The sequence below is a fragment of the Sneathiella sp. P13V-1 genome, from assembly GCF_015143595.1.
Lineage (GTDB): Bacteria > Pseudomonadota > Alphaproteobacteria > Sneathiellales > Sneathiellaceae > Sneathiella.
This window is the reverse complement of sequence record NZ_WYEU01000002.1, coordinates 617,237-636,818: the sequence shown is the minus strand read 5'-3', so window position 1 is coordinate 636,818 and position 19,582 is coordinate 617,237. Positions and strand designations below refer to the sequence as shown.

Genomic DNA, 19,582 nt, shown 5'->3' with positions numbered 1-19,582 from the left:
AAACCAAATATTTTCCTATAACTAACTGAAAAATATAGGTTTTATATTTTTTTGATTTTTTTTCCTGAATAAAATGAACTTCTCTTCCATCGCTAACCATTCTAAATTCTAGTTGTTAAGAGGCTTAATAAGATTTTGTTTTCTTATTGCCTTACCACCCGCCATATAGTTGAATGGACTCACCATAATAACAAACGATGATTTTGCATTGAGGGGAAAATATGCAATCACGGTCATCAGATATACAGATAGGACAAAAAGGCGGCATCACAGAAACAATCATGCCGAACACCATACCGTGGCTGTTTATTTCCCTTGAAAGAGAAACTAAATGACAACGGGCGAAAACAGCGCGAATAAAATTAGCTCAGGTGGGGATTTTATTCTGAATTTGGTGACTTTCACCTATGTAAGGGTGCGAGAAACAGATGAGGGGTTAGAGATTTCATACCCAATATCAGCGCTCGCGCGAAAAATCAGATTTGTCTCGTCAATCATACTCTTCTTCTTGGTTTTTCTATTCTTTTTTCAAAACGCCCTCCCCCTGCCTTTTTTCCGCGAATTTATGTTTGAGATTTATATCGCTATGATGGTGCCCTTCGTGCTTGTCGGGGGTGTTTATTCAAGTGGTCCTTTTAAGAATGCCATTGTAATCACCGGTGGATACAAGGCCCCATCAGTGAGCAGATTGGAAAGCAAACATCGCCAACCTGCCCTGCCCCCCAAAAATCTGTTTTATGTTACCCCAAAACAGGCATCAGAAGCGGAACTGCTTCGAACCCGGAGCGGAGAAGCCATTCAGCTGAAAAATTCCAAAAATGAATTGATGATCAGCGATGAAATGCCCGTAAGTGACATAAAGTGGGTGTATGAATTGCTGAAAGATCAAGTTGATGAGGGCTCCCCTGAAAATGTTCCAACAGAAGATACCTTGCCTGAGGAAGACCATACTCCGCTTCTGGAGCGTATGAGAAAACTGGAAGAGAAAGAAAAAGAGCAGCCAGCTCCATTGGACGCAGACGAGCCTCCTGCTCCAGAATTAAAGGATGTTGCCCTTCCCGCAAATTCCGCCATCCAGAAAATCAAAGATCATCGAGGCATAACCCTTAAATATGCTGCGGGTATAAAAGAAGCTGGCTTTTTGCGCGTTTATGCGGCCATTGCGCTTTTTATCGCGTTCTGCATCTGTCTGTATCAAACGACAGATGAAGTGACGGTCCTCTGGAAACTATATAAAGCCATCGGATATGACGAAACCTTGGCGCACCCACGTTCCCATGCCTTACTAGAACAGATTTATATGCCCGTTGCCGGTGCAATACTCTGCTTTATTGGGATGATTATTGCGGGCATCCCACAACGTAAAGAAAAGATCCATATATCCGGTCTGGAGATCTTTGTGGAAAAAGGGGGAAGCTCAACGAGCATCTTCCATAACCCGTTTGCCAGGAAAGAAACATTCTCACTGTTGCTCAGTGATTTGAAGAACCTACATCTGTCGGGAAATAAGATCATCTTCAACAGAAACGGCAAACTACACACTTTTGCAGAAGACTTAAGTGAGGCAGATCGAGCCTGGATCTTGCATACACTTAAAGCAAACAATAAGTACATCAGATAAGCCTTTGACGATTTCCTGAGATATGATCATATTTATGCCTATAATATTTTAGGGTAAATTGATTACCTGAATTGGGGGGAAAAATGGATCAGGCCAAGCTTGCGGATATTTTGTGTAAGATACCTGAAGGGGTGTTTAACCTTCTATATCTTGGTCGCCGGGTTAAAAAAGATGGGCAGATCCTGAACGCAAAAGCGCAGTTTCTTTGCAAAATTGTTGATAAACAAACCCCACCTATTGATGAGGAAACCGTTGAGCGTGCACGGGAGCAAATCGAAACGCTTGGCGTGACCTTTGCCGGTGATTTCGTTGACCTTCCGCATGTAGAGGATTTCACCATCCCCGGCCCTGGTGGGGATATTCCTGTCCGGCTTTACAAACCGCGCCAAAGCGATGAAAGCAACCCCATACCGGTCCTTGTCGGATATCACGGGGGCGGGTTTATTCGGGGGTCCATCAAATCCCACGATGGCATGTTCCGCCGTCTCGCTAAATTCGGGAATTTTGCGGTTCTATCCGTGGAATATCGCCTCGCGCCTGAGAACAAATTCCCTGCTGCTGTTGATGATGCCTATGCGGCGCTTCGTTGGGTTCAGGAAAACGGCCTTAGTAAAGGGTTGGATCAGAATAATGTCGCCGTGGGGGGTGACAGTTCTGGTGGTAATTTGGCGGCTGTTGCCGCGCAGGATGCAAAGCGCAACGGGACACCTCAACCTAAATTCCAGCTACTTATCTATCCAACAACTGACAGCCATTTTACTGCCAACAGCCATAAACTATTTGCCAACGGTTTTTTCCTGACGGAAGAGCGGATGCATTGGTACCGCGGTCATTATTTGAACACGCCTGAAGATATGAATGATTTGCGGGCCTCCCCCAGTATTTCAGAAGACCTGGAAGGCTTGGCCCCTACCCTGATCATGACAGCAGGGTTTGATCCGTTGCGGGATGAAGCAGAAGAATATGCGGCGGCTTTGAAAGAAGCAGGTGTACCGATGGGCGTAATACGCTATGAAGGGATGGTTCACGGCTTCATGTCCTTAAGCGGGTTATTTGAAGACGCGGACAAAGCCCTCAAAACCGCAGCAACTGCTGTTGCATCCGCCTTTGCAGAATAATATATGACCCGACTTAAATCCCTTGCCAAAGAGATTGCCACTGAATCCGTGGCGGTCTACTGGGCTCTGATCAAAATCATCGTGCCTGTGATGATTGTTGTGGAATTTGCCATCCGCCACGGAATTGTTGAGATATTGGGTGAATGGAGCGCGCCTTTTATGGCGATCTTCGGCCTGCCAGCGGAGGCATCGCTTATTCTGGTGACAACGATCCTTGTGGGCCTATACCCCGCTGCCGCAGTCCTAATGGCCCTTGCCCCAGAAGTGGCCTTTACCACCGCTGATATGACCGTTCTTGGCGGGATGATGTTATTTGCACATGTGTTGCCGGTTGAACAGCTCATCGTGAAGAAAACGGGCGTCTCCATTGTCTTTTCAACCTTTATTCGCCTACTTGCCATGGTGATCTACGGATGGCTTGCCCATGTAATCATCACATCGGTGGGAATGTTCGAAGGACCTGCGAATATCCTAATCGCTCTTGATAGCGCCTCTGAGGGTCCTGAAAGCTGGTTGGATTGGGGTATTTCCTCCTTGCAGGGGCTGGCCATGATATTTGTCATTCTTGTTGGCCTGATTACCCTGATGAAATTGCTGGATATCACAGGTATTACCAAGCAGCTGATCAAACTCCTCACGCCACTGCTGCGCTTAATCGGAATTGGCCCAAACGCAGCCCCGCTTGCCATGGTCGGTATTTTGCTGGGATTGTCTTTTGGAGGGGGCTTGATTATTCGGGAAGTTGAAAAAGATCACCTGCAGCCGAAAAGTGTTTTCTTATCCATGATTTTTATTTGCCTTGGTCACAGTCTAGTTGAAGATACCATCATCATCATCGCTTGCGGTGGCCATTGGAGTGGTGTGCTGATCGGCCGGGTTCTTCTGACTATCATTATGGTCGTTCCGATCGCCATGATGATCAAACCAATGCCCGATAAGTATTTTAAATATTTGTATAAAATAAAAAAGCCGGCCTCTGCATAAGGCCGGCTTTTGAGTTAATTTTAAGGGATATGACCTAGTCGTCCCCCTCACCAACTCGCTGTGACAAGGCCGCGGCAAGATAATCATCCAGATCACCATCCAGAACACCTTGGGCGTTTCCTTTTTCAACGCCGGTGCGAAGGTCTTTGACCATCTGATATGGGTGCAGAACGTAAGATCGGATCTGATGCCCCCACCCAATATCGGTTTGCGTTCCGCGCGCTTCGGCTGCCGCTTCTTCACGCTTTTGCAGCTCAGCTTCGTAAAGGCGAGATTTCAACATCTTCATCGCCGCCGCTTTGTTCTTATGCTGGGAGCGATCGTTCTGACATTGCACCACAATATTTGTCGGAATATGGGTGATACGGATCGCAGATTCCGTCCGGTTCACGTGCTGACCACCGGCGCCGGAAGCGCGGTATGTATCAATACGAAGATCTTTTTCTTCGATCTCAATATCAATATCGTCATCAATAACCGGATACACGCCAACAGATGAAAAGCTCGTATGGCGGCGGGCATTTGAATCAAATGGTGAAATTCGCACAAGGCGATGTACACCAGATTCTGTCTTCAACCAGCCATACGCATTCTCACCGGAGATCTCAATGGTTACGGATTTAAGACCTGCTTCCTCGCCTGCGCTTTCCTCAAGCACTTTGGTCTTGCAGCCATGCTGATCCGCCCAACGCATATACATGCGCAGCAGAATCTGCGTCCAGTCCTGGCTTTCCGTACCGCCCGCACCGGCGTGGATTTCAAGGTAACAATCGTTCCCATCCACTTCGCCGGACAACATGCTTTCAAGACGGCGCTTATCAACTTCAACACGAAGATCATTGAGGGCTTCTTCCGCCTCGTTCAATGTATCTTCGTCCTCTTCCATCTCCGCAAGTTCGATCAGTTCAACCGTATCTTCCAGATCTTGCGAAATGCGCTTATAGGCGTTGATAGCGGTATCGAGAGTTGTGCGCTCTCTCATCAGGCCTTGAGCTTTGGTGGCATTATTCCAAAGCTCAGGATCTTCAACGAGGGAATTCAGCTCATCCAGTCTTCTAACAGCTGTATCCCAGTTAAAGATGCCTCCTCAGCAGGTCCATCGCCTGCTTGATTTCATCCACGACAACCTGATGCTCGGCGCGCATAATTACTCCATTCAAATTCGGTATTTATTTGTTGGCGAGAAAATAGAGACTTAAGCCCGATCAGTAAAGCCCACCTGTACCAAAAGTCACAGGATCTTTTGGTGCTTGCAGATTAATTCCAGAAGAAGAACCCGTTTCGGAGCCGTCAATAACAACGCTGTTGGACCCAATTTTGTCAGTGGATTTAAAGGCCTCAAGAATGACACCTCTGTCTCCGGTGCGCGCAAGTTCGCCGGTTGAGGCGTTTACACGGACCAAACGCACCCCTTCGGGAACACGAAACGGAATAGCTGGCTGATCTTTCAACGCAACCTTCATGAAGTCCCTGAAAACAGGGGCGGCAACACTGCCGCCACCCTCTTTTGGGCCTAGTGTTTTTGGCTGGTCAAAACCAATGTATACGCCGACCGCAAGATCAGGGGAAAAACCAACGAACCAGGTATCTTTTGCATCATTGGTGGTTCCTGTTTTACCGGCAAGCGGTTTACCCACTTCCAGAACTTTACGTCCCGTTCCCCGCTGGACAACACCTTCCAGCATGGAAACGATCTGATAGGCGGTTGCCGGTGAAATAATCTGCGCGCGGTCATCTTCGATTTCGGGCTTTTCCTGATCATGCCAGGTAGCAGTCCGGCACCCTTTGCATTCACGGGTATCATGGCGGTAAATCGCAATGCCACGACGGTTCTGAACACGGTCGATCAAGGTTGGAACGATTTCCTTGCCGCCATTTACAAATTCGGAATAGGCCGTTGTCATCTTCAACAATGTGGTTTCCATCGCCCCAAGGGACATGGCCAATGTTTGCTGAAGATTATTGTGAATACCAAATTCGGCCGCATAATCTGCCACTTTTTCCATCCCGATGGAGCGTGCCACGCGTACCGTCATCAGGTTGCGGGATTTCTCAAGTCCAAGGCGTAAGGTACTGGGACCATAGAATTTTTTGGTGTAATTGCGTGGCTTCCAGCGTTCCCCGTTTTCCTGTGTCAGAACAAAGGGACCATCCATGACCTTGCTTACAGGTGTGAAGCCATTATCCAGTGCAGCCGCGTAAACAAACGGCTTAAACGAGGATCCCGGTTGGCGCTGCGCTTGAACGGCGCGGTTAAATTCTGAAATCTCGTGACTCCACCCACCTGCCATCGCATAAACACGGCCTGTGTGCGGGTCCATGGCAACAAGACCACCTGAGATATCTGGCATCTGCTCAAGCTGGTAAAGATCATCCCTTGCCCGTTCCCCTTCGAGCGGCGCCACAGCAACAATATCTGAGACTTCCAACACATCAGATGGTTTCTTTGGGAATGGTCCCCAACGCTGCTTTTCGCGCCACGGTCGTGCCCATTTCATGTCATCAAATAAGATCTTTGCGCGATCTCCGGTTTTAAGGCCAATTTCCGCATACTCCTGATGCAGCTCAAGAACAACAGCGAGCTTCCATGGCTTCAAGCCTTTAGGATCGGCAATCTTCGGTAATCCGTCCTGCCAGTTCTCAACGTCTTTCAAACGATAAATAGGACCACGCCAGCCATGCTTGCGGTCATAACGACGCAGACCAGCCCGCAAAGCCTGTTCTGCTGCTCGCTGAAGATCACTATTCATTGTGGTGCGAACGGACAGACCACCATCATAAAGGCCTTCCACTCCATAAAGGTCGTATAGTTCACGGCGAACTTCCTCAACAAACCATTCCGCCTGAATAACCTCAGCATCACGACCACGCTTTACTTCCAATGGACTAGCAATGGCCTCATCTGCTTCTTCTTTTGAGATATACCCATCTTCCAGCATACGCCCGACCACATAGTTACGGCGTGTCACGGCCCGTTCATGGTAACGGAACGGGTCATAGTTGTTGGGTGCCTTTGGCAGACCCGCTATATAGGCAATCTCGGCAACAGTCAGCTCATTGAGCGGTTTATCAAAATAGTAAAGCGCTGCTGCGGCAACACCATAGGCCCGATATCCCAGATAGATCTCATTCAGATAGAGCTCCAGAATGCGCTCTTTGGAAAGACTTCTGTTAATGCGGATCGCTAAAATGGCTTCTTTGGCTTTACGCTCGTAAGAAACCTCATTAGTCAGCAGCATGTTCTTGGCAACCTGCTGCGGGATGGTGGATGCCCCCACCAGACGCCGGCCCTTCCCCACATTCATGACATTGATACCAGCGGCACGAATGATACCGATCGGGTCAATACCAAAATGATTATAGAAATTCTGGTCTTCAGCGGCGATGAAGGCCTGCTTGACCTTCTTAGGAATGGCGGTAGTCGGTACAAACAAGCGACGTTGACGCGCATATTCGGCGATAAGGCTGCCATCTGCGGCGTGAACCCGGGTCATCACCGCAGGTTCATAACTTGCCAGCTGTTCATAATCAGGCAAACCCTTACCAAAGTGCCAGAACCCCCAAAGAACGCCACCCGCAGCAAAAATTCCTCCCAGAATTACGAGACAAAATAGGATCAACAGTACTTTCAGTAGTCTTTTCATTCTGATATTTGCTCTTTTCGGATCGGCCCAAAGCGGTGTCTATTCTGCCCATGAAGGCTTAATCTAATATAAAGATAAGGCACGATTATGATTCCAAGTCAGCAAAATATCTATCAATGGCTTTTGCCAGAGAATTTGCCAATTTCGTTTGCCCTTCATTGGATTTCATAATTCTCTCGTCCGTGCGGTTAGACAAATATCCAAGCTCTACCAGTACAGACGGAACATCTGGTGCTTTTAGCACCCTAAATCCAGCGAAACGATGGGATTTACTGCCCACTTTCATACCTGAACGCGAAATCTCAGGCAGTAGAATTTTCGCAAATCGAACCGAGAAGTTCATGGTCTCGCGCTGTGCAAGATCAATCAGAATACCTTGCACCGTATCGTCTTGTTCCTCCAGATCAACGCCGGCGATCACATCTGATTTGTTATTGACCTGTGCAAGTTCGTCCGCCTCTCTATCCGATGCTTTTTCAGACAAAGTGTAAACGGTGGACCCTCTAAACTCAGGGCGCCCAATGGAATCTGCGTGGATGGAGATAAACAAGTCGCCCTTGGCTCTACGCGCCACGCTTACCCTCTCCCTCAAGCTAAGGAAGGTGTCATTGTCACGGGTCATGATCACCTTATAACTAGGGTTCTTGTGCAGTAAGGCCCTCAGCTTTTTGGCAACCGCCAAGGTCAGTTGTTTTTCATAAACGCCGCTTTGACCAATCGCCCCGGGGTCAATGCCACCATGTCCAGCATCGACAACCACGGTCCATTTCTTTCTACTGTTACCGGCCTCAGTCGCAACGACAACAGGTTTCAGTTTCTTTGCCTGTTGTTTACGGCTCTCGGTTACCAACTCTGCAAAGGTATTTCGATCTGTTGAGGTAATATCAATAAAAAAACGGTAAGGCTTACCTGCGGCTGGCGGCAGAACGACTTTTTTGGTGATCTTAACAGGCTGTTTCAGATCCAGAACCAGTCGGCTCGTCCCTTTGCGAAATAGACCATATCGATAGTTTGATATCAGACCTACTTTACGGCGGGCTGTGTTTACCCCCTGCCAGTCCAACTCCTGCATATCAATAACAATGCGATCGGGGTTTTGAAGGTAGAAAATCCTGTGATCCGGCTTTTGCTGTAGCTCCACAACAAATCTGGTCTTATCAGGATGAACGCCAATGCGAATAGCGTCCACTTTTGTGGCTGACCATGCGACGCTCATAGACATAAGCCACGCAACGATCATCGTTACAAAGGTTATGACACTTGTCCTGTATTGTCGCTTTCCTGATCGCATCACTAGACTTGATTAACCTTAAATTCCGTTCCCATCCTATGATGGTTTAAAATCATGATAACTTAAAGGCAATCCCTGATAACCATTTCATGGTCAAAAGTTTTTTTGTTTGAAGGCAATTATTCGTTTGGCATGTTGCCAACAAGTAACTATCATTGTGTATGTGAGATTTTGTGGTCAGTCCCATTTGATCCTCTACCGTTAAAAGAACGGCACGAGAAAATTGGGCGGCGCCGTATTACGACAGCTTGTGCCGGCATCTTGTTCGATCCCCTCAAGCGTCTGTATGCAGTGCTCAAGACAATGCAAAAGCAATAGGTAGAAACTGAAATCGTTCCGCGGCGAAGTATGTTACGCGGGTTCGGCAGCCGATAAAGCCCCTAAGTGCACTGGAAATTTCCAGCAAGAGTAAATGGGACCGGCGCCAGCGATTTCCCTAAAAACATAGACGGTTCGTGTTTTCGACTCACAGAAAATCTGACCGTCACGGAGCTAATGAATGGCTACGCGTATGCTTGTAGACGCGTCTCATGATGAGGAGACGCGGGTAGTTATTGTTAAAGGTACCCGTCTTGAAGAATTTGATTACGAGACGGCCTCAAAAAAACAATTAAAAGGAAATATATATCTCGCAAAGGTGACACGGGTTGAACCCTCGCTTCAGGCGGCCTTTGTTGAATATGGTGGCAATCGCCACGGTTTCCTTCCCTTCTCAGAAATTCATCCCGATTATTATCAAATTCCAGTCTCAGACCGTGAAGAGCTAATAGAGCAAGATAGCCTTGCTGAAAAAGAAGCTCTTGAAGCGGAAGATTTGAATGTAGATGAGTTGACCTCAAGTGAAACTGAAACAGAGACTGAAGAAATTGATGCGGCAGCCTCTGAAACATCAGATGACGATGAAGAAGGTGTTGTGGATGATGAAGGCGACACTCTTGGTGGTCTTGAAACCATAGACAGTGAAGATCAGGATGTTGTTGAAAATCTGGGCGGCGATGACGAAGCCGAGCCTGGACATAAAACTGACATTAAACGCACCTATAAAATTCAGGAAGTGATCAAGCGTCGTCAGATCCTTCTGGTTCAGGTCGTTAAAGAAGAGCGCGGTAACAAAGGTGCCGCTCTTACCACATACATTTCATTACCAGGACGTTACAGCGTTCTAATGCCAAACACCGGTCGTGGTGGTGGTATCAGCCGTAAAATCAGCAATCCAAGTGATCGCAAACGCCTGAAGAAAATTGCCTCTGAACTGGAAGTTCCAGAAGGTGTGGGTGTTATTATTCGCACCGCGGGCCTTAACCGGACGAAGGTTGAAATTCGTCGCGACTATGAATTCTTGCTACGTATGTGGGATGACATTCGCGAACTAACACTCAAATCAATGGCGCCTTGCTGCATCTATGAAGAAGCAAATCTGATCAAACGTTCCATTCGAGATCTCTACTCCAAGGATATCAGCGAGATCCTTGTTGAAGGTGATGGCGGATACCGGACAGCCAAAGATTTCATGCGGAAATTGATGCCAAGCCACGCGAAGAAGGTACAGCCATACCGGGACCGCATCCCTCTTTTCCACCGTTTCCAGGTGGAGCAGCAGTTTGCATCCATGTACAATCCGGAAGTCACCCTGAAATCTGGTGGCTACATCGTGATCAACCCAACGGAAGCGCTTGTTTCCATCGACGTGAACTCTGGTAAAGCCACCAAAGAGCGCAGCATCGAAGAGACTGCGGTGAAGACTAACCTTGAAGCAGCTGAGGAAATTGCCCGTCAGCTTCGCCTTCGGGATTTAGCAGGTCTTATCGTCATCGACTTCATCGATATGGATGACAATCGCAATAATAAAGCGGTTGAACGCCGCCTTAAAGATTGCCTGAAATCGGATCGTGCGCGTATTCAGGTGGGACGTATCAGCCCATTTGGCCTTCTGGAAATGTCGCGCCAACGTTTGCGCCCTTCCTTCTTGGAAACAAGTACCAATATCTGCCCAACTTGCGGTGGATCAGGCTTTGTACGCTCTACTGAATCAACAGCATTGTTGATTATCCGCGCTTTGGAAGAAGAAGGCGTTCGTGGACGCAGTGCTAAAATCACTGTTACCGTTCATACAGACGTCGCCATTTATCTGCTGAACCAGAAACGTTCCGTTATTCAGGACCTGGAAAGTACTTATGGATTGACGATCCTTATCCTTGCGGATCCGACACTTGACCAGAACGATCACCAGATTGATCGCGAAAAAGGCACTCGCCAACCTGTTGCTGAGATTACGGAAGGCACAGTACCTGACGCGGTACAAGGTGGATCCCTTGAAGGTGAAGAGGAAGAACTGGAGAAAGAAAGCAGTTCTGCTAAACGTCGCCGCCGCCGTCGTCGCCGGAAGAACCGTGATGATGAAGATCGTGATGAGATACCAGTTGAAGCAACCGATTCAGATGAAGAAAATACTGAAACCTCTTCTGAAAATCAGGACGAAGAGCCTCGCCGCCGGCGCCGTGGTAAACGTGGTGGACGTCGCCGCTCTCGTGGCAGCAACACAGACAGCGACCAGTTTGAAACATTAGGTGCCGATACTGATGTTGAGCCGGAAATTGTAGTGATTCCGATTTCAGGCCCAGAAGCAGAAACCTCTATTGAGGCCGTTGCGCTTGAAGCAAAGGATGTTACAGAAACTGAGGCATCGGCTGATAACGAAAGCGAGGAGAAGAAGAAACCTGCGCGCCGCCGAGGTCGCCGCCGTAAAGAAGAAAATGCTGTTGAAGAGGAAGCCGCAACTGAAATTTCTGAGGCTGCACCAGCTCCTCAAGAAGCGTCAGAAGAAGCAGAGGGCGTAGAAAAGGTGCGTCCCCGACGCCGCAGACGGACAAGGAAGCCTGCTGAAGAGGCTGGTGAACAGACTGTGGAGCAAAAAGAAGTAGCAGAAGCCTCTGCTGACGCTCCTACTGACGAAGCCCAAGAGGCAGTAAAGCCAAAACGCGGCCGCCGTAAGAAAGTTGAAAAACCTGAGACGGATGGTGAAGAAGCGGAAGAACAGCCTAAAAAGCGCCGCGGACGCAAACCTAAGAAAGAAGCAGTATCTGAGCAACCTTCTGAACCTAAAGAAGTTAAAGCTGAAAAGCCTGTTGAAACTCCTAAGGTTGAGGCTCCAAAACCAACACCTGTCCCTGAAGGCCCAATTTCTTCAGTTGAAACAGTTGTGAAAGATGTTTCAGAAGCCCCTAGAACCAGCCGCCGGGCTGGTTGGTGGAGCCGCAAGAAAGACTAGAGAAAAAGGCCGCTGAAAAGCGGCCTTTTTTATTGGTTGTTTTTGATATCAAATGAGCCATTGACGAAGAGCGTTTATAGCCCCTTCCATTTCCTCATAAGCCCCAGCAAACGACAGACGAATATATTCATGCCCTCTATGAGGGTCAAAATCGATACCCGGAGTCGCCGCGACCCCACATTCGTTCAGCATTTTTTGGCAGAACTCCATGCTGTCATCTGTTAAGTGATTTACATTGGCGTAAATGTAGAACGCCCCATCGGCAGCAGCCAGTTTATCAAAACCAATTTTTGGAAGTTCTCTCAGTAAAAGCTCCCTGTTCTTTGCATAAGCGTTGATATAGCCCTTAACCTCTCCCTTGCAGTCAAAGGCGGCGACAGCCGCGTGCTGGCTAACGGAAGGAGCAGAAATAAACATGCTTTGAGCAAGTTTTTCAACGGTGGTCACCAGTTGTTCTGGAACAATCATCCAGCCCAAACGCCACCCTGTCATGGAAAAATACTTGGAGAAGGAATTAATCACCACCACATCATTTGTGAACTGAAGGGCTGTCGCTGCATCCTGCTCATAGGTAAGCCCGTGATAAATCTCATCAGAAATGAAACTGATATGCCGTTCCTCACAGTATCCTATGAGCTTTTCAAGCTCGGCTGATGTCAGCATGGTTCCCGCAGGATTGGACGGACTTGCAACCAGTAACCCTTGAACCGGATCCTTGATTGTTGCCATCAAGTCAGGAGATGGCTGAAAATTTGTGTTGGGCCCGCAGGGCAGTCCAACCGCCTCAATGTCCAAAGCACCAAGAATATTGCGATATGCCGGATAGCCAGGCTCTGCCAGAACAACCCTGTCCCCTGTATTAAACAGGGACAGGAATGTCAGAAGAAATCCGGTGGAGGAGCCTGTTGTCACCACGACGCGTTTAGGGTCCAGATCCAACCCGTACATATCCCCATAATGCTTGGCGATCGCTGATCTCAACTCTGGGATACCGAGGGCTTCAGTATAACCGATGGGGTTATCTTTAAGCGCCTTTTCAGCGGCATCCAGAACGGCTTGAGGTGCTGATGTGGCCGGTTGACCTACTTCCATATGATAGATACGACGCCCTTCACTTTCCAGTTTGTTGGCGGCTTTCATAACCTCCATCGCATAGAAAGGCTTAACGTCACCTCGATTGGCTACTTTCACAATGACACCTATGACTTGGTACTGTTAACGTTGAATAAGAGATAGCCCATATCCGCGGCGGTCCGCGCGGGACATGCAGTTGGGTAACTTGCCTTCAGCACAATAAATGGCATTGGCGACGCCGATACGCTGCACTTCGATGGGAATTGGGTTGGTATTGGCAAGCGCTTGAATTTCGGCGGGTTGCACGCCTCTTTCATACAGAAGTGGAAGGCCCGGCCCCAAGGTAAAGGCCCGCGCTGCATCTAGCGCCACTTCAAGCCCGCGATCCTTGGCAAAAACACCCAAAGCAGTATAGACAGAGGCCAATGTGCCGGTTGCCCCGCCGCTGCCGCCTGCCGCGAAGTAGAAGTCTTTGTTGGGATTATTGACAATCAACATTGGAGAAGTTGGAAACTCACCCTCGCCCGGTTTCAGAACTGGCGCCAAAATAATACCAGTCACGCGACCCATCTTGCCGGTGCCAAAAGGCTTACCCATACCAACGCTACAGGCGACAGCGTTGCCTTCTTTATCCGTTGTGACAAAAGACGTATTAGCGCCTGATCCATAGGCATTGCTTTGCGTATACTGCCCAAATTCCTTTGCTGTTGCTGCCACCAGCGCTGACAAAGGAAGGTCCTGCTCCAATTGCAGGAAGCCTTTGCCTGAAAAGACGCTTTGCCAGATATTTTGCATGACACGCCCTTGCTCACCTGTAGACAGGCCAACGGTCAGAACGTCGAAATCAAAAGTTCTGGCTTCTTGCCATACAGGGCGATAATCGATCAAATCACGTGTGACAAGATTTCCACCTGCAAGGTTCACTTCTTCAACGAAAGAACGTGCCAGAGCGCCCCCATAAAAGAATGCCCCTCCTTTTGAGCGAATGTTGGTCAAGACGCTAGAAAGCCGAATTTGTTCAATTCTTGTACCTTCTGGATAGAATGTTCCGTCTTTTTTCTTGAAAACAGCAGAAAGGCGTTCATCCATATAAACCCGTTTTTCGCTGTTAAGCATGGCAACATGCTGGGCACGGGACATATTTTCCCCAAAATTTGCCAGTTTCTCAGCAGGTGCAAGCAGCGAAGACCAAGGCAGCTTACCGTAACGGGCATGAAGCGCGGCAAATCCGCGAATATTGCCTGGAACACCGACTTCACCGCCATTTTTTGGCTTACCTACAGGGAAAGACAGCGCTTCGAGGCTACTTGTCTTATTGTCGTAAACCACACATTCCCCGCCCCCGCCAAGGGATGCGGCAATTGGATAGGTCACAGAAAGCGTGAAATAGAGCGCTGTTGCAGCATCTGCCGCACTACCGCCCGCTGACAAGATATCTTGGGCCACAAGCGTTGCACGCGGCTCATCCGCTGCGATCCCCCCCAGCGGGCCTTCAACACTGTCAATAACCCCAAGCTGTTCCTGTTCTGCTGTCTCGCAAGCGGATAAAATTAAAAGTGATCCCATTGCAGCGGTAATTGCGGTACGGGACCATTGACGCGGCGACAGACAGTTCTTAACTTTAGAGGATACACTAGGGGTAAAGTTCTTGATCAAGCGCATATTTATATCTTTTTCGGTCTTTCTGGTAATGTTGCTCCAGATCCAGACAGTTATGGCCCAGTCCAAACTGTCCTTTATCCGTGATGCTGAAATTGAGCATACCCTGAGGTCCTACGCAACCCCTCTCTTCACCTCTGCGGGACTAAATGCAGAAGACGTCTCCATTCATCTGGTCAATAGCAAGGTCATCAACGCTTTTGTTGCTGGTGGTCAGCGTATGTTCTTCTTTACAGGACTGCTGGAAAGGGTCGAGAATCCTAACCAGCTAAAGGGCGTGATAGCTCACGAAACCGGCCATATTTCCGGTGGGCACCTTGCCAGAACTCAGGAAGCGTTGCGCAATGCCTCTACCAAATCAATTTTAGGATATCTGCTGGGGGCCGCTGTTATTTTTGCGGGTGGCGGCAAGGCCGGTGCCGCAGTAATTGGGGGAGCACAGGCTGAAGCACAGAAATCCTTCCTGAAATATAGCCGCGAACAAGAATCATCTGCGGATCAGGCGTCCATTAAATACCTGACTGATACAGGATCATCAGGTCAGGGAATGGTAGAATTTCTAGAAATTCTGGGTGAACAGGAAACAGTAGCTTACGGTAAAATTGATCCTTACTGGAGAAGTCACCCGATTAGCGGTGAACGTATTGCAGCGCTGCGCTCGGCAGTGGATGCCTCCCCGTATAAAGATAAACCAGCCTCTAAACAGGATTGGATTGCATTGGAGCGTATGCAAGCCAAACTCTACGGCTTCACAAAGGGTCTTAGAAAAACACTGCGGAAATACCCAGTATCAGATAAATCTCTTGGTGCTCGCTATGCCCGCTCGATCGCGTATTTCAAATACCCTGACCTTGAAAAAGGTCTGAAAGAGATCGACAACCTTCTTCTGGAATATCCAGCTGATCCTTATTTCCATGAATTGAAAGGGCAAATGCTGTTTGAAAATGGTGATCCTTATAGCGCAGTTCCTTCCTTGAAAATTGCAGCAGATGTGGCCCCGTACCAACCTCTCATCCTAACCCTTTACGGGACAGTTTTGTTGGCTACGGGCGACAACCAGTATTTAGAAGAAGCGGTGAGAATTTTAAGGACATCAACTGCTTATGATCCTTATGCAACGAATAGCTGGAACCAGCTCGCGATCGCTTATAACCGTTTAGGGGACACAGGGAATCTGTCTCTGGCAACAGCAGAACGGTTTGCATTGCTCGGCAAGTGGGATAAAGCCATCTTTCATGCCAAACGAGTGCAAGAGAACATGTCTGCGGGTTCTCCTGGTTATCTGCGGGCTGACGATATCATTACAATTGCCAGTCGCCAGCTTAACAAATAGGTTAGCTCACGAGCTTGTTAATTGAATCTGGATCATTTCCAGATACCTTTTAGGAACATTCCCTCAGTATAGAGACGTACAAATGAACAAAAACAGCCTACCTGCCCCTATCCTCGCCGCAGTTGCGATTTCAATTGTGGGTGCTCTGATATTCCTCTTTTATCGGGAAATCACACCAAAACAGGAATATGTAGCCTCGGCCGACAAGGAATTTGGTGCGCAAGTACGCGCTTATCTGCTTGAAAATCCGACAGTTATTCGTGAAGCAGTAGAACGTCTTCAACTGGCGGAAGCACGAGAAGAGGAAATTCGTAAAGCACGCCTTCTGACAGACCTTAAAGATGAAATTGAAAATGATGGGTACAGCTTTGTTGGTGGCAACCCGAACGGTGATGTCACGATTGTAGAATTTTTTGACTATCGTTGTGGCTATTGTAAACGCAGTTTTCCGGATCTGATGAAAACTGTCGAAGATGACGGCAACATTCGCCTTGTGATGAAAGAATTCCCAATTCTGGGAGAGCAATCAGTATTGGCAGCCCGCGCCGTTACCGCAGCACGCGAGCAAGGCAAGTATATGGAATTTCATAATGCGCTAATGCAGCTTCGTGGCGGCATTACAAAAGATCGTCTGATGAATATTGCAAAAGATCTGGGAATGGATGCTGCAAAACTTGAAAAAGATATGGGATCAGAGAAAATTACCGCAGAATTTCGCCGGACATATGATCTGGCGCAGGCTCTCGGCATTACAGGAACACCTGCTTTTATCATTGGTGGACAGTTGGCACCTGGTGCCATCCCGCAAGCCCGTATGAAGCAGTTGGTTGCCCAAGCCCGCGATAAAACGGTCAATACGACAACCAACTAATTCAGATTACTAAAACTGGATCAGATCACACCGCGGTTGATCTGGTCCAGTTCAATTGATTCAAACAGCGCCTGGAAGTTACCTTCACCAAAGCCTTCATTGCCTTTACGCTGAATGAGTTCGAAGAAAATCGGACCGATTACATTCTGAGTAAAGATCTGTAGCAGGAGCCCCTGCCCTTCGGTTGGCGCACCATCCAGAAGAACACGACGCTTTTTCAGCTCTTCCGTTGGCTCGCCGTGGTTCTTCACGCGCTCATCCAACAGATCGTAATAGGTATCAGGTGTATCCTGGAAAGACACGCCAGTGCTGGTCATGGAATCTACTGTTGAGTAGATATCATTTGTACCAAGGGCGATATGCTGAATACCTTCCCCGTGATACGCATCCAGATATTCCTGAATCTGTGACTTGTCGTCAGAGCTTTCGTTAATCGGAATTCGGATCTTACCACAAGGGCTGGTCATTGCCTTACTCTTCAGGCCAGTCAGCTTACCTTCGATATCGAAATAACGAATTTCCTTGAAGTTAAAAAGACGTGTGTAGAACTCGGCCCATTCATCCATACGACCACGGTGCACATTGTGCGTGAGGTGATCGATATAAGTCAGGCCCGCTCCTTCAGGATTGCGGTCATTTTCATCATGGAAAATAAAGTCCACATCATAGATGGAGCCTTTATCGCCATAACGATCCACCAGATAAATCAGGGAATCACCGATACCCTTGATAGCAGGAATATTCAGCTCCATCGGACCGGCTTCGGATTCAACAACCCACGCACCCAATTCTTTAGCGCGTGTAATTGCCTTAGCCGCATCTTTCACGCGAAAGGCCATGGCACAGGCGCAAGGACCATGAATACGCGCAAATGACTGCGCAAAGCTGTTTGGTTCTGCGTTGATAATGAAGTTTACGTCACCCTGACGGTACAGAGTGACGTTCTTGGACCGGTGCTTGGCAACGGCCTTAAAGCCCATGCTTTCAAACAACGCCCCCAATGCAGCAGGATCAGGTGCTGCATATTCCACAAATTCGAAACCGTCGGTCTCCATTGGGTTTTCCCAAAGATCTGACACTGTTTTTCCTCCATCCTAAAAAAACATGGCTATTAGTTACAAATGCAACTATTATTTTGAAGTTGTTCTTTTTGAGACGAAAAGTCAAGATACCAACATGAAAAAAGAAGAAACAAAACTCAATTTGCAGCGTTTTCTGCCTTATCGCCTGACAAAACTGTCAGGAATGGTCAGTCGATCCTTGGCGCAGCACTATTCTGAAAAATTTGACCTCACCATTCAGGAATGGCGCATTGTTGCTAACTTGGGCGAACGTCCGGGCCTTACCGCCCGTGAAGTGGGTGAACTTTCATCGCTCGATAAAGTGAATATGAGCCGTGCTATTGAACGGCTTGAAAAATCAGGCCGGTTGGAGCGGCGCATTGTGGCCAAAGATCGTCGATCCTATTCCCTGCACCTTACGGAAGCAGGACAGGAGATTCTGGATAAGATCATTCCGCTGGCACAGGAATATGAAGCATCATTGCTGAGCGAGTTTAGTATCGAAGAAATCGAAGCACTGGACAAGTTTTTAGGTAAGCTCGATCAACGAGCGGACGAGCTAAAACCCAAATAAAAAGGCGGCTAAGTGCCGCCTTTGTTTTTTAGATAAGTCCTGCAAGCGGAGAGCTTGGATCGGCGTATTTCTTACGTGGCATTCGGCCTGCAAGGAAGGATTTACGTCCCGCTGTCACCGCGTCTTTCATGGCAGATGCCATGATGATTGGGTTCTTTGCATGCGCAATCGCTGTATTCATCAACACACCATCACAGCCAAGCTCCATAGCTATGGTCGCATCTGATGCTGTACCGACACCCGCATCCACAATCACAGGAACCTTCGCCTGATCCTTAATGATGCCAATGCCGACAGGGTTCTGAATGCCAAGGCCGGATCCAATCGGTGCGCCCAACGGCATGATGGCGACACATCCCATATCTTCAAGTTCCTGACACATGATCGGATCATCTGAGCAGTAAACCATCACCTTAAAGCCCTCGCTGATCAATGTTTCAGCAGCCTTTAGGGTTTCCGGCATATTTGGATACAATGTCTTTTCGTGCCCAAGAACTTCCAGTTTCACCAGATCCCAGCCCCCTGCTTCACGGGCCAAGCGTAATGTCCGAAGGGCTTCGTCAGCGGTGTAACAGAATGCTGTGTTCGGAAGGTATGTGTATTTCTTCGGATCCACATAATCTACCAGCATTGGCTGGTTCCGATCCGTGATGTTCACACGGCGTACGGCCACAGTCACCATATCAGCACCAGAGGCTTCAATAGCAAGTTTTGTCTCTTCGAAATCCTTGTATTTGCCGGTTCCAACAATCAGACGGGATTTAAGTTCCTGCCCCGCCACTATGAAAGGATCATTTTCCATATCCGTATCCGTATTTCCGCCACCAATGAAGTGAACGATTTCCAATTTATCGCCGTCTACCAGCTGTGTTTCGCCATAAGTAGATTTGGGAACGATCTCAAGATTGCGTTCAATGGCAACCTTGCCGCCATCCAGTTCCAGATCCACAAGGAGTTCTGCAATGGTCAAGGCGCGATCAAACTGGCGGCCTTCCCCATTAATGGTGAGGTTCATAGACTTAACCTTACATTTTTCATGTTAAAACTGCGAATATGGGCAGATTATGGTTTGGCTCGGCGGCAG

The 19,582-nt window shown here is 48.2% G+C and carries 14 protein-coding genes; 7 read left to right on the top strand and 7 right to left on the bottom strand.

All coding sequences use genetic code 11. The annotated features are described in order from the left end of the window. Window positions 1–331 precede the first annotated feature (331 nt). From GUA87_RS10025 to GUA87_RS10015, 3 genes are all read left to right on the top strand, one after another. On the top strand, window positions 332–1,621 hold the full coding sequence (locus GUA87_RS10025) for a hypothetical protein (protein WP_193716416.1): 1,290 nt from the start codon (window positions 332–334) through the stop codon (window positions 1,619–1,621). 83 nt (window positions 1,622–1,704) lie between these two features. Continuing rightward, entirely contained in the window at window positions 1,705–2,739 is a 1,035-nt protein-coding gene (locus GUA87_RS10020) for an alpha/beta hydrolase (RefSeq protein ID WP_193716415.1), read from the top strand. Between the two features lie 3 nt (window positions 2,740–2,742). Continuing rightward, entirely contained in the window at window positions 2,743–3,723 is a 981-nt protein-coding gene (locus GUA87_RS10015) for a hypothetical protein (RefSeq protein ID WP_193716414.1), read from the top strand. A 34-nt stretch (window positions 3,724–3,757) separates the two neighbouring features. Here GUA87_RS10015 and prfB read toward each other — a convergent pair. From prfB to GUA87_RS10000, 3 genes are all read right to left on the bottom strand, one after another. Beyond that, a protein-coding gene (gene prfB / locus GUA87_RS10010; RefSeq protein WP_193716413.1) for a peptide chain release factor 2 occupies window positions 3,758–4,868 on the bottom strand; the annotation gives its coding sequence in 2 pieces (ribosomal slippage) (window positions 3,758–4,798 and window positions 4,800–4,868; 1,110 coding nt in all). Between the two features lie 60 nt (window positions 4,869–4,928). After that, the gene (locus GUA87_RS10005; protein ID WP_193716412.1) at window positions 4,929–7,367 is read right to left on the bottom strand and encodes a penicillin-binding protein 1A; all 2,439 of its coding nucleotides are present in this window, start codon (window positions 7,365–7,367) and stop codon (window positions 4,929–4,931) included. Between the two features lie 85 nt (window positions 7,368–7,452). After that, the gene (locus tag GUA87_RS10000) at window positions 7,453–8,583 is read right to left on the bottom strand and encodes an N-acetylmuramoyl-L-alanine amidase (RefSeq protein WP_193716411.1); all 1,131 of its coding nucleotides are present in this window, start codon (window positions 8,581–8,583) and stop codon (window positions 7,453–7,455) included. Window positions 8,584–9,157: 574 nt separating this feature from the next. Between GUA87_RS10000 and GUA87_RS09995 the strand changes: the two genes are divergently transcribed. After that, window positions 9,158–11,926 carry an Rne/Rng family ribonuclease gene (locus GUA87_RS09995; protein ID WP_193716410.1) on the top strand — a complete coding sequence of 923 codons (2,769 nt, stop codon included), beginning with the start codon at window positions 9,158–9,160 and terminating at the stop codon, window positions 11,924–11,926. 48 nt (window positions 11,927–11,974) lie between these two features. Here GUA87_RS09995 and GUA87_RS09990 read toward each other — a convergent pair whose 3' ends face one another. Both GUA87_RS09990 and GUA87_RS09985 read right to left on the bottom strand, forming a co-directional pair. Further along, entirely contained in the window at window positions 11,975–13,117 is a 1,143-nt protein-coding gene (locus tag GUA87_RS09990) for a pyridoxal phosphate-dependent aminotransferase (RefSeq protein ID WP_321575899.1), read from the bottom strand. A gap of 24 nt (window positions 13,118–13,141) precedes the next feature. Continuing rightward, the gene (locus GUA87_RS09985; protein ID WP_193716409.1) at window positions 13,142–14,662 is read right to left on the bottom strand and encodes a gamma-glutamyltransferase; all 1,521 of its coding nucleotides are present in this window, start codon (window positions 14,660–14,662) and stop codon (window positions 13,142–13,144) included. 28 nt (window positions 14,663–14,690) lie between these two features. Here GUA87_RS09985 and GUA87_RS09980 point away from each other — a divergent pair, with 28 nt between their 5' ends. Further along, on the top strand, window positions 14,691–15,992 hold the full coding sequence (locus tag GUA87_RS09980) for a M48 family metalloprotease (protein ID WP_193716408.1): 1,302 nt from the start codon (window positions 14,691–14,693) through the stop codon (window positions 15,990–15,992). 82 nt (window positions 15,993–16,074) lie between these two features. After that, on the top strand, window positions 16,075–16,863 hold the full coding sequence (locus GUA87_RS09975) for a DsbA family protein (RefSeq protein WP_193716407.1): 789 nt from the start codon (window positions 16,075–16,077) through the stop codon (window positions 16,861–16,863). A gap of 20 nt (window positions 16,864–16,883) precedes the next feature. Here GUA87_RS09975 and hppD read toward each other — a convergent pair whose 3' ends face one another. After that, window positions 16,884–17,918, bottom strand: a complete 1,035-nt coding sequence (hppD, locus tag GUA87_RS09970) for a 4-hydroxyphenylpyruvate dioxygenase (RefSeq protein WP_193717019.1) — start codon at window positions 17,916–17,918, stop codon at window positions 16,884–16,886. Between the two features lie 121 nt (window positions 17,919–18,039). On the opposite strand from hppD, the gene GUA87_RS09965 reads away from it, so the two are divergent. Further along, a complete protein-coding gene (locus tag GUA87_RS09965) occupies window positions 18,040–18,498 on the top strand; it encodes a MarR family winged helix-turn-helix transcriptional regulator (RefSeq protein ID WP_193716406.1) in 459 nt (152 codons plus the stop codon). A 28-nt stretch (window positions 18,499–18,526) separates the two neighbouring features. Here GUA87_RS09965 and thiS read toward each other — a convergent pair whose 3' ends face one another. Beyond that, a complete protein-coding gene (gene thiS, locus GUA87_RS09960; RefSeq protein ID WP_193716405.1) occupies window positions 18,527–19,513 on the bottom strand; it encodes a sulfur carrier protein ThiS in 987 nt (328 codons plus the stop codon). Window positions 19,514–19,582 lie beyond the last annotated feature (69 nt).

Coding starts and splice junctions, on each gene's coding strand:
- GUA87_RS10025 (WP_193716416.1), top strand. CDS start 332: ATGACAACGGGCGAAAACAGCGCGAATAAAATTAGCTCAGGTGGGGAT.
- GUA87_RS10020 (WP_193716415.1), top strand. CDS start 1,705: ATGGATCAGGCCAAGCTTGCGGATATTTTGTGTAAGATACCTGAAGGG.
- GUA87_RS10015 (WP_193716414.1), top strand. CDS start 2,743: ATGACCCGACTTAAATCCCTTGCCAAAGAGATTGCCACTGAATCCGTG.
- GUA87_RS10005 (WP_193716412.1), bottom strand. CDS start 7,367: ATGAAAAGACTACTGAAAGTACTGTTGATCCTATTTTGTCTCGTAATT.
- GUA87_RS10000 (WP_193716411.1), bottom strand. CDS start 8,583: ATGAGCGTCGCATGGTCAGCCACAAAAGTGGACGCTATTCGCATTGGC.
- GUA87_RS09995 (WP_193716410.1), top strand. CDS start 9,158: ATGGCTACGCGTATGCTTGTAGACGCGTCTCATGATGAGGAGACGCGG.
- GUA87_RS09985 (WP_193716409.1), bottom strand. CDS start 14,662: ATGCGCTTGATCAAGAACTTTACCCCTAGTGTATCCTCTAAAGTTAAG.
- GUA87_RS09980 (WP_193716408.1), top strand. CDS start 14,691: ATGTTGCTCCAGATCCAGACAGTTATGGCCCAGTCCAAACTGTCCTTT.
- GUA87_RS09975 (WP_193716407.1), top strand. CDS start 16,075: ATGAACAAAAACAGCCTACCTGCCCCTATCCTCGCCGCAGTTGCGATT.
- hppD (WP_193717019.1), bottom strand. CDS start 17,918: ATGGAGACCGACGGTTTCGAATTTGTGGAATATGCAGCACCTGATCCT.
- GUA87_RS09965 (WP_193716406.1), top strand. CDS start 18,040: ATGAAAAAAGAAGAAACAAAACTCAATTTGCAGCGTTTTCTGCCTTAT.
- thiS (WP_193716405.1), bottom strand. CDS start 19,513: ATGAACCTCACCATTAATGGGGAAGGCCGCCAGTTTGATCGCGCCTTG.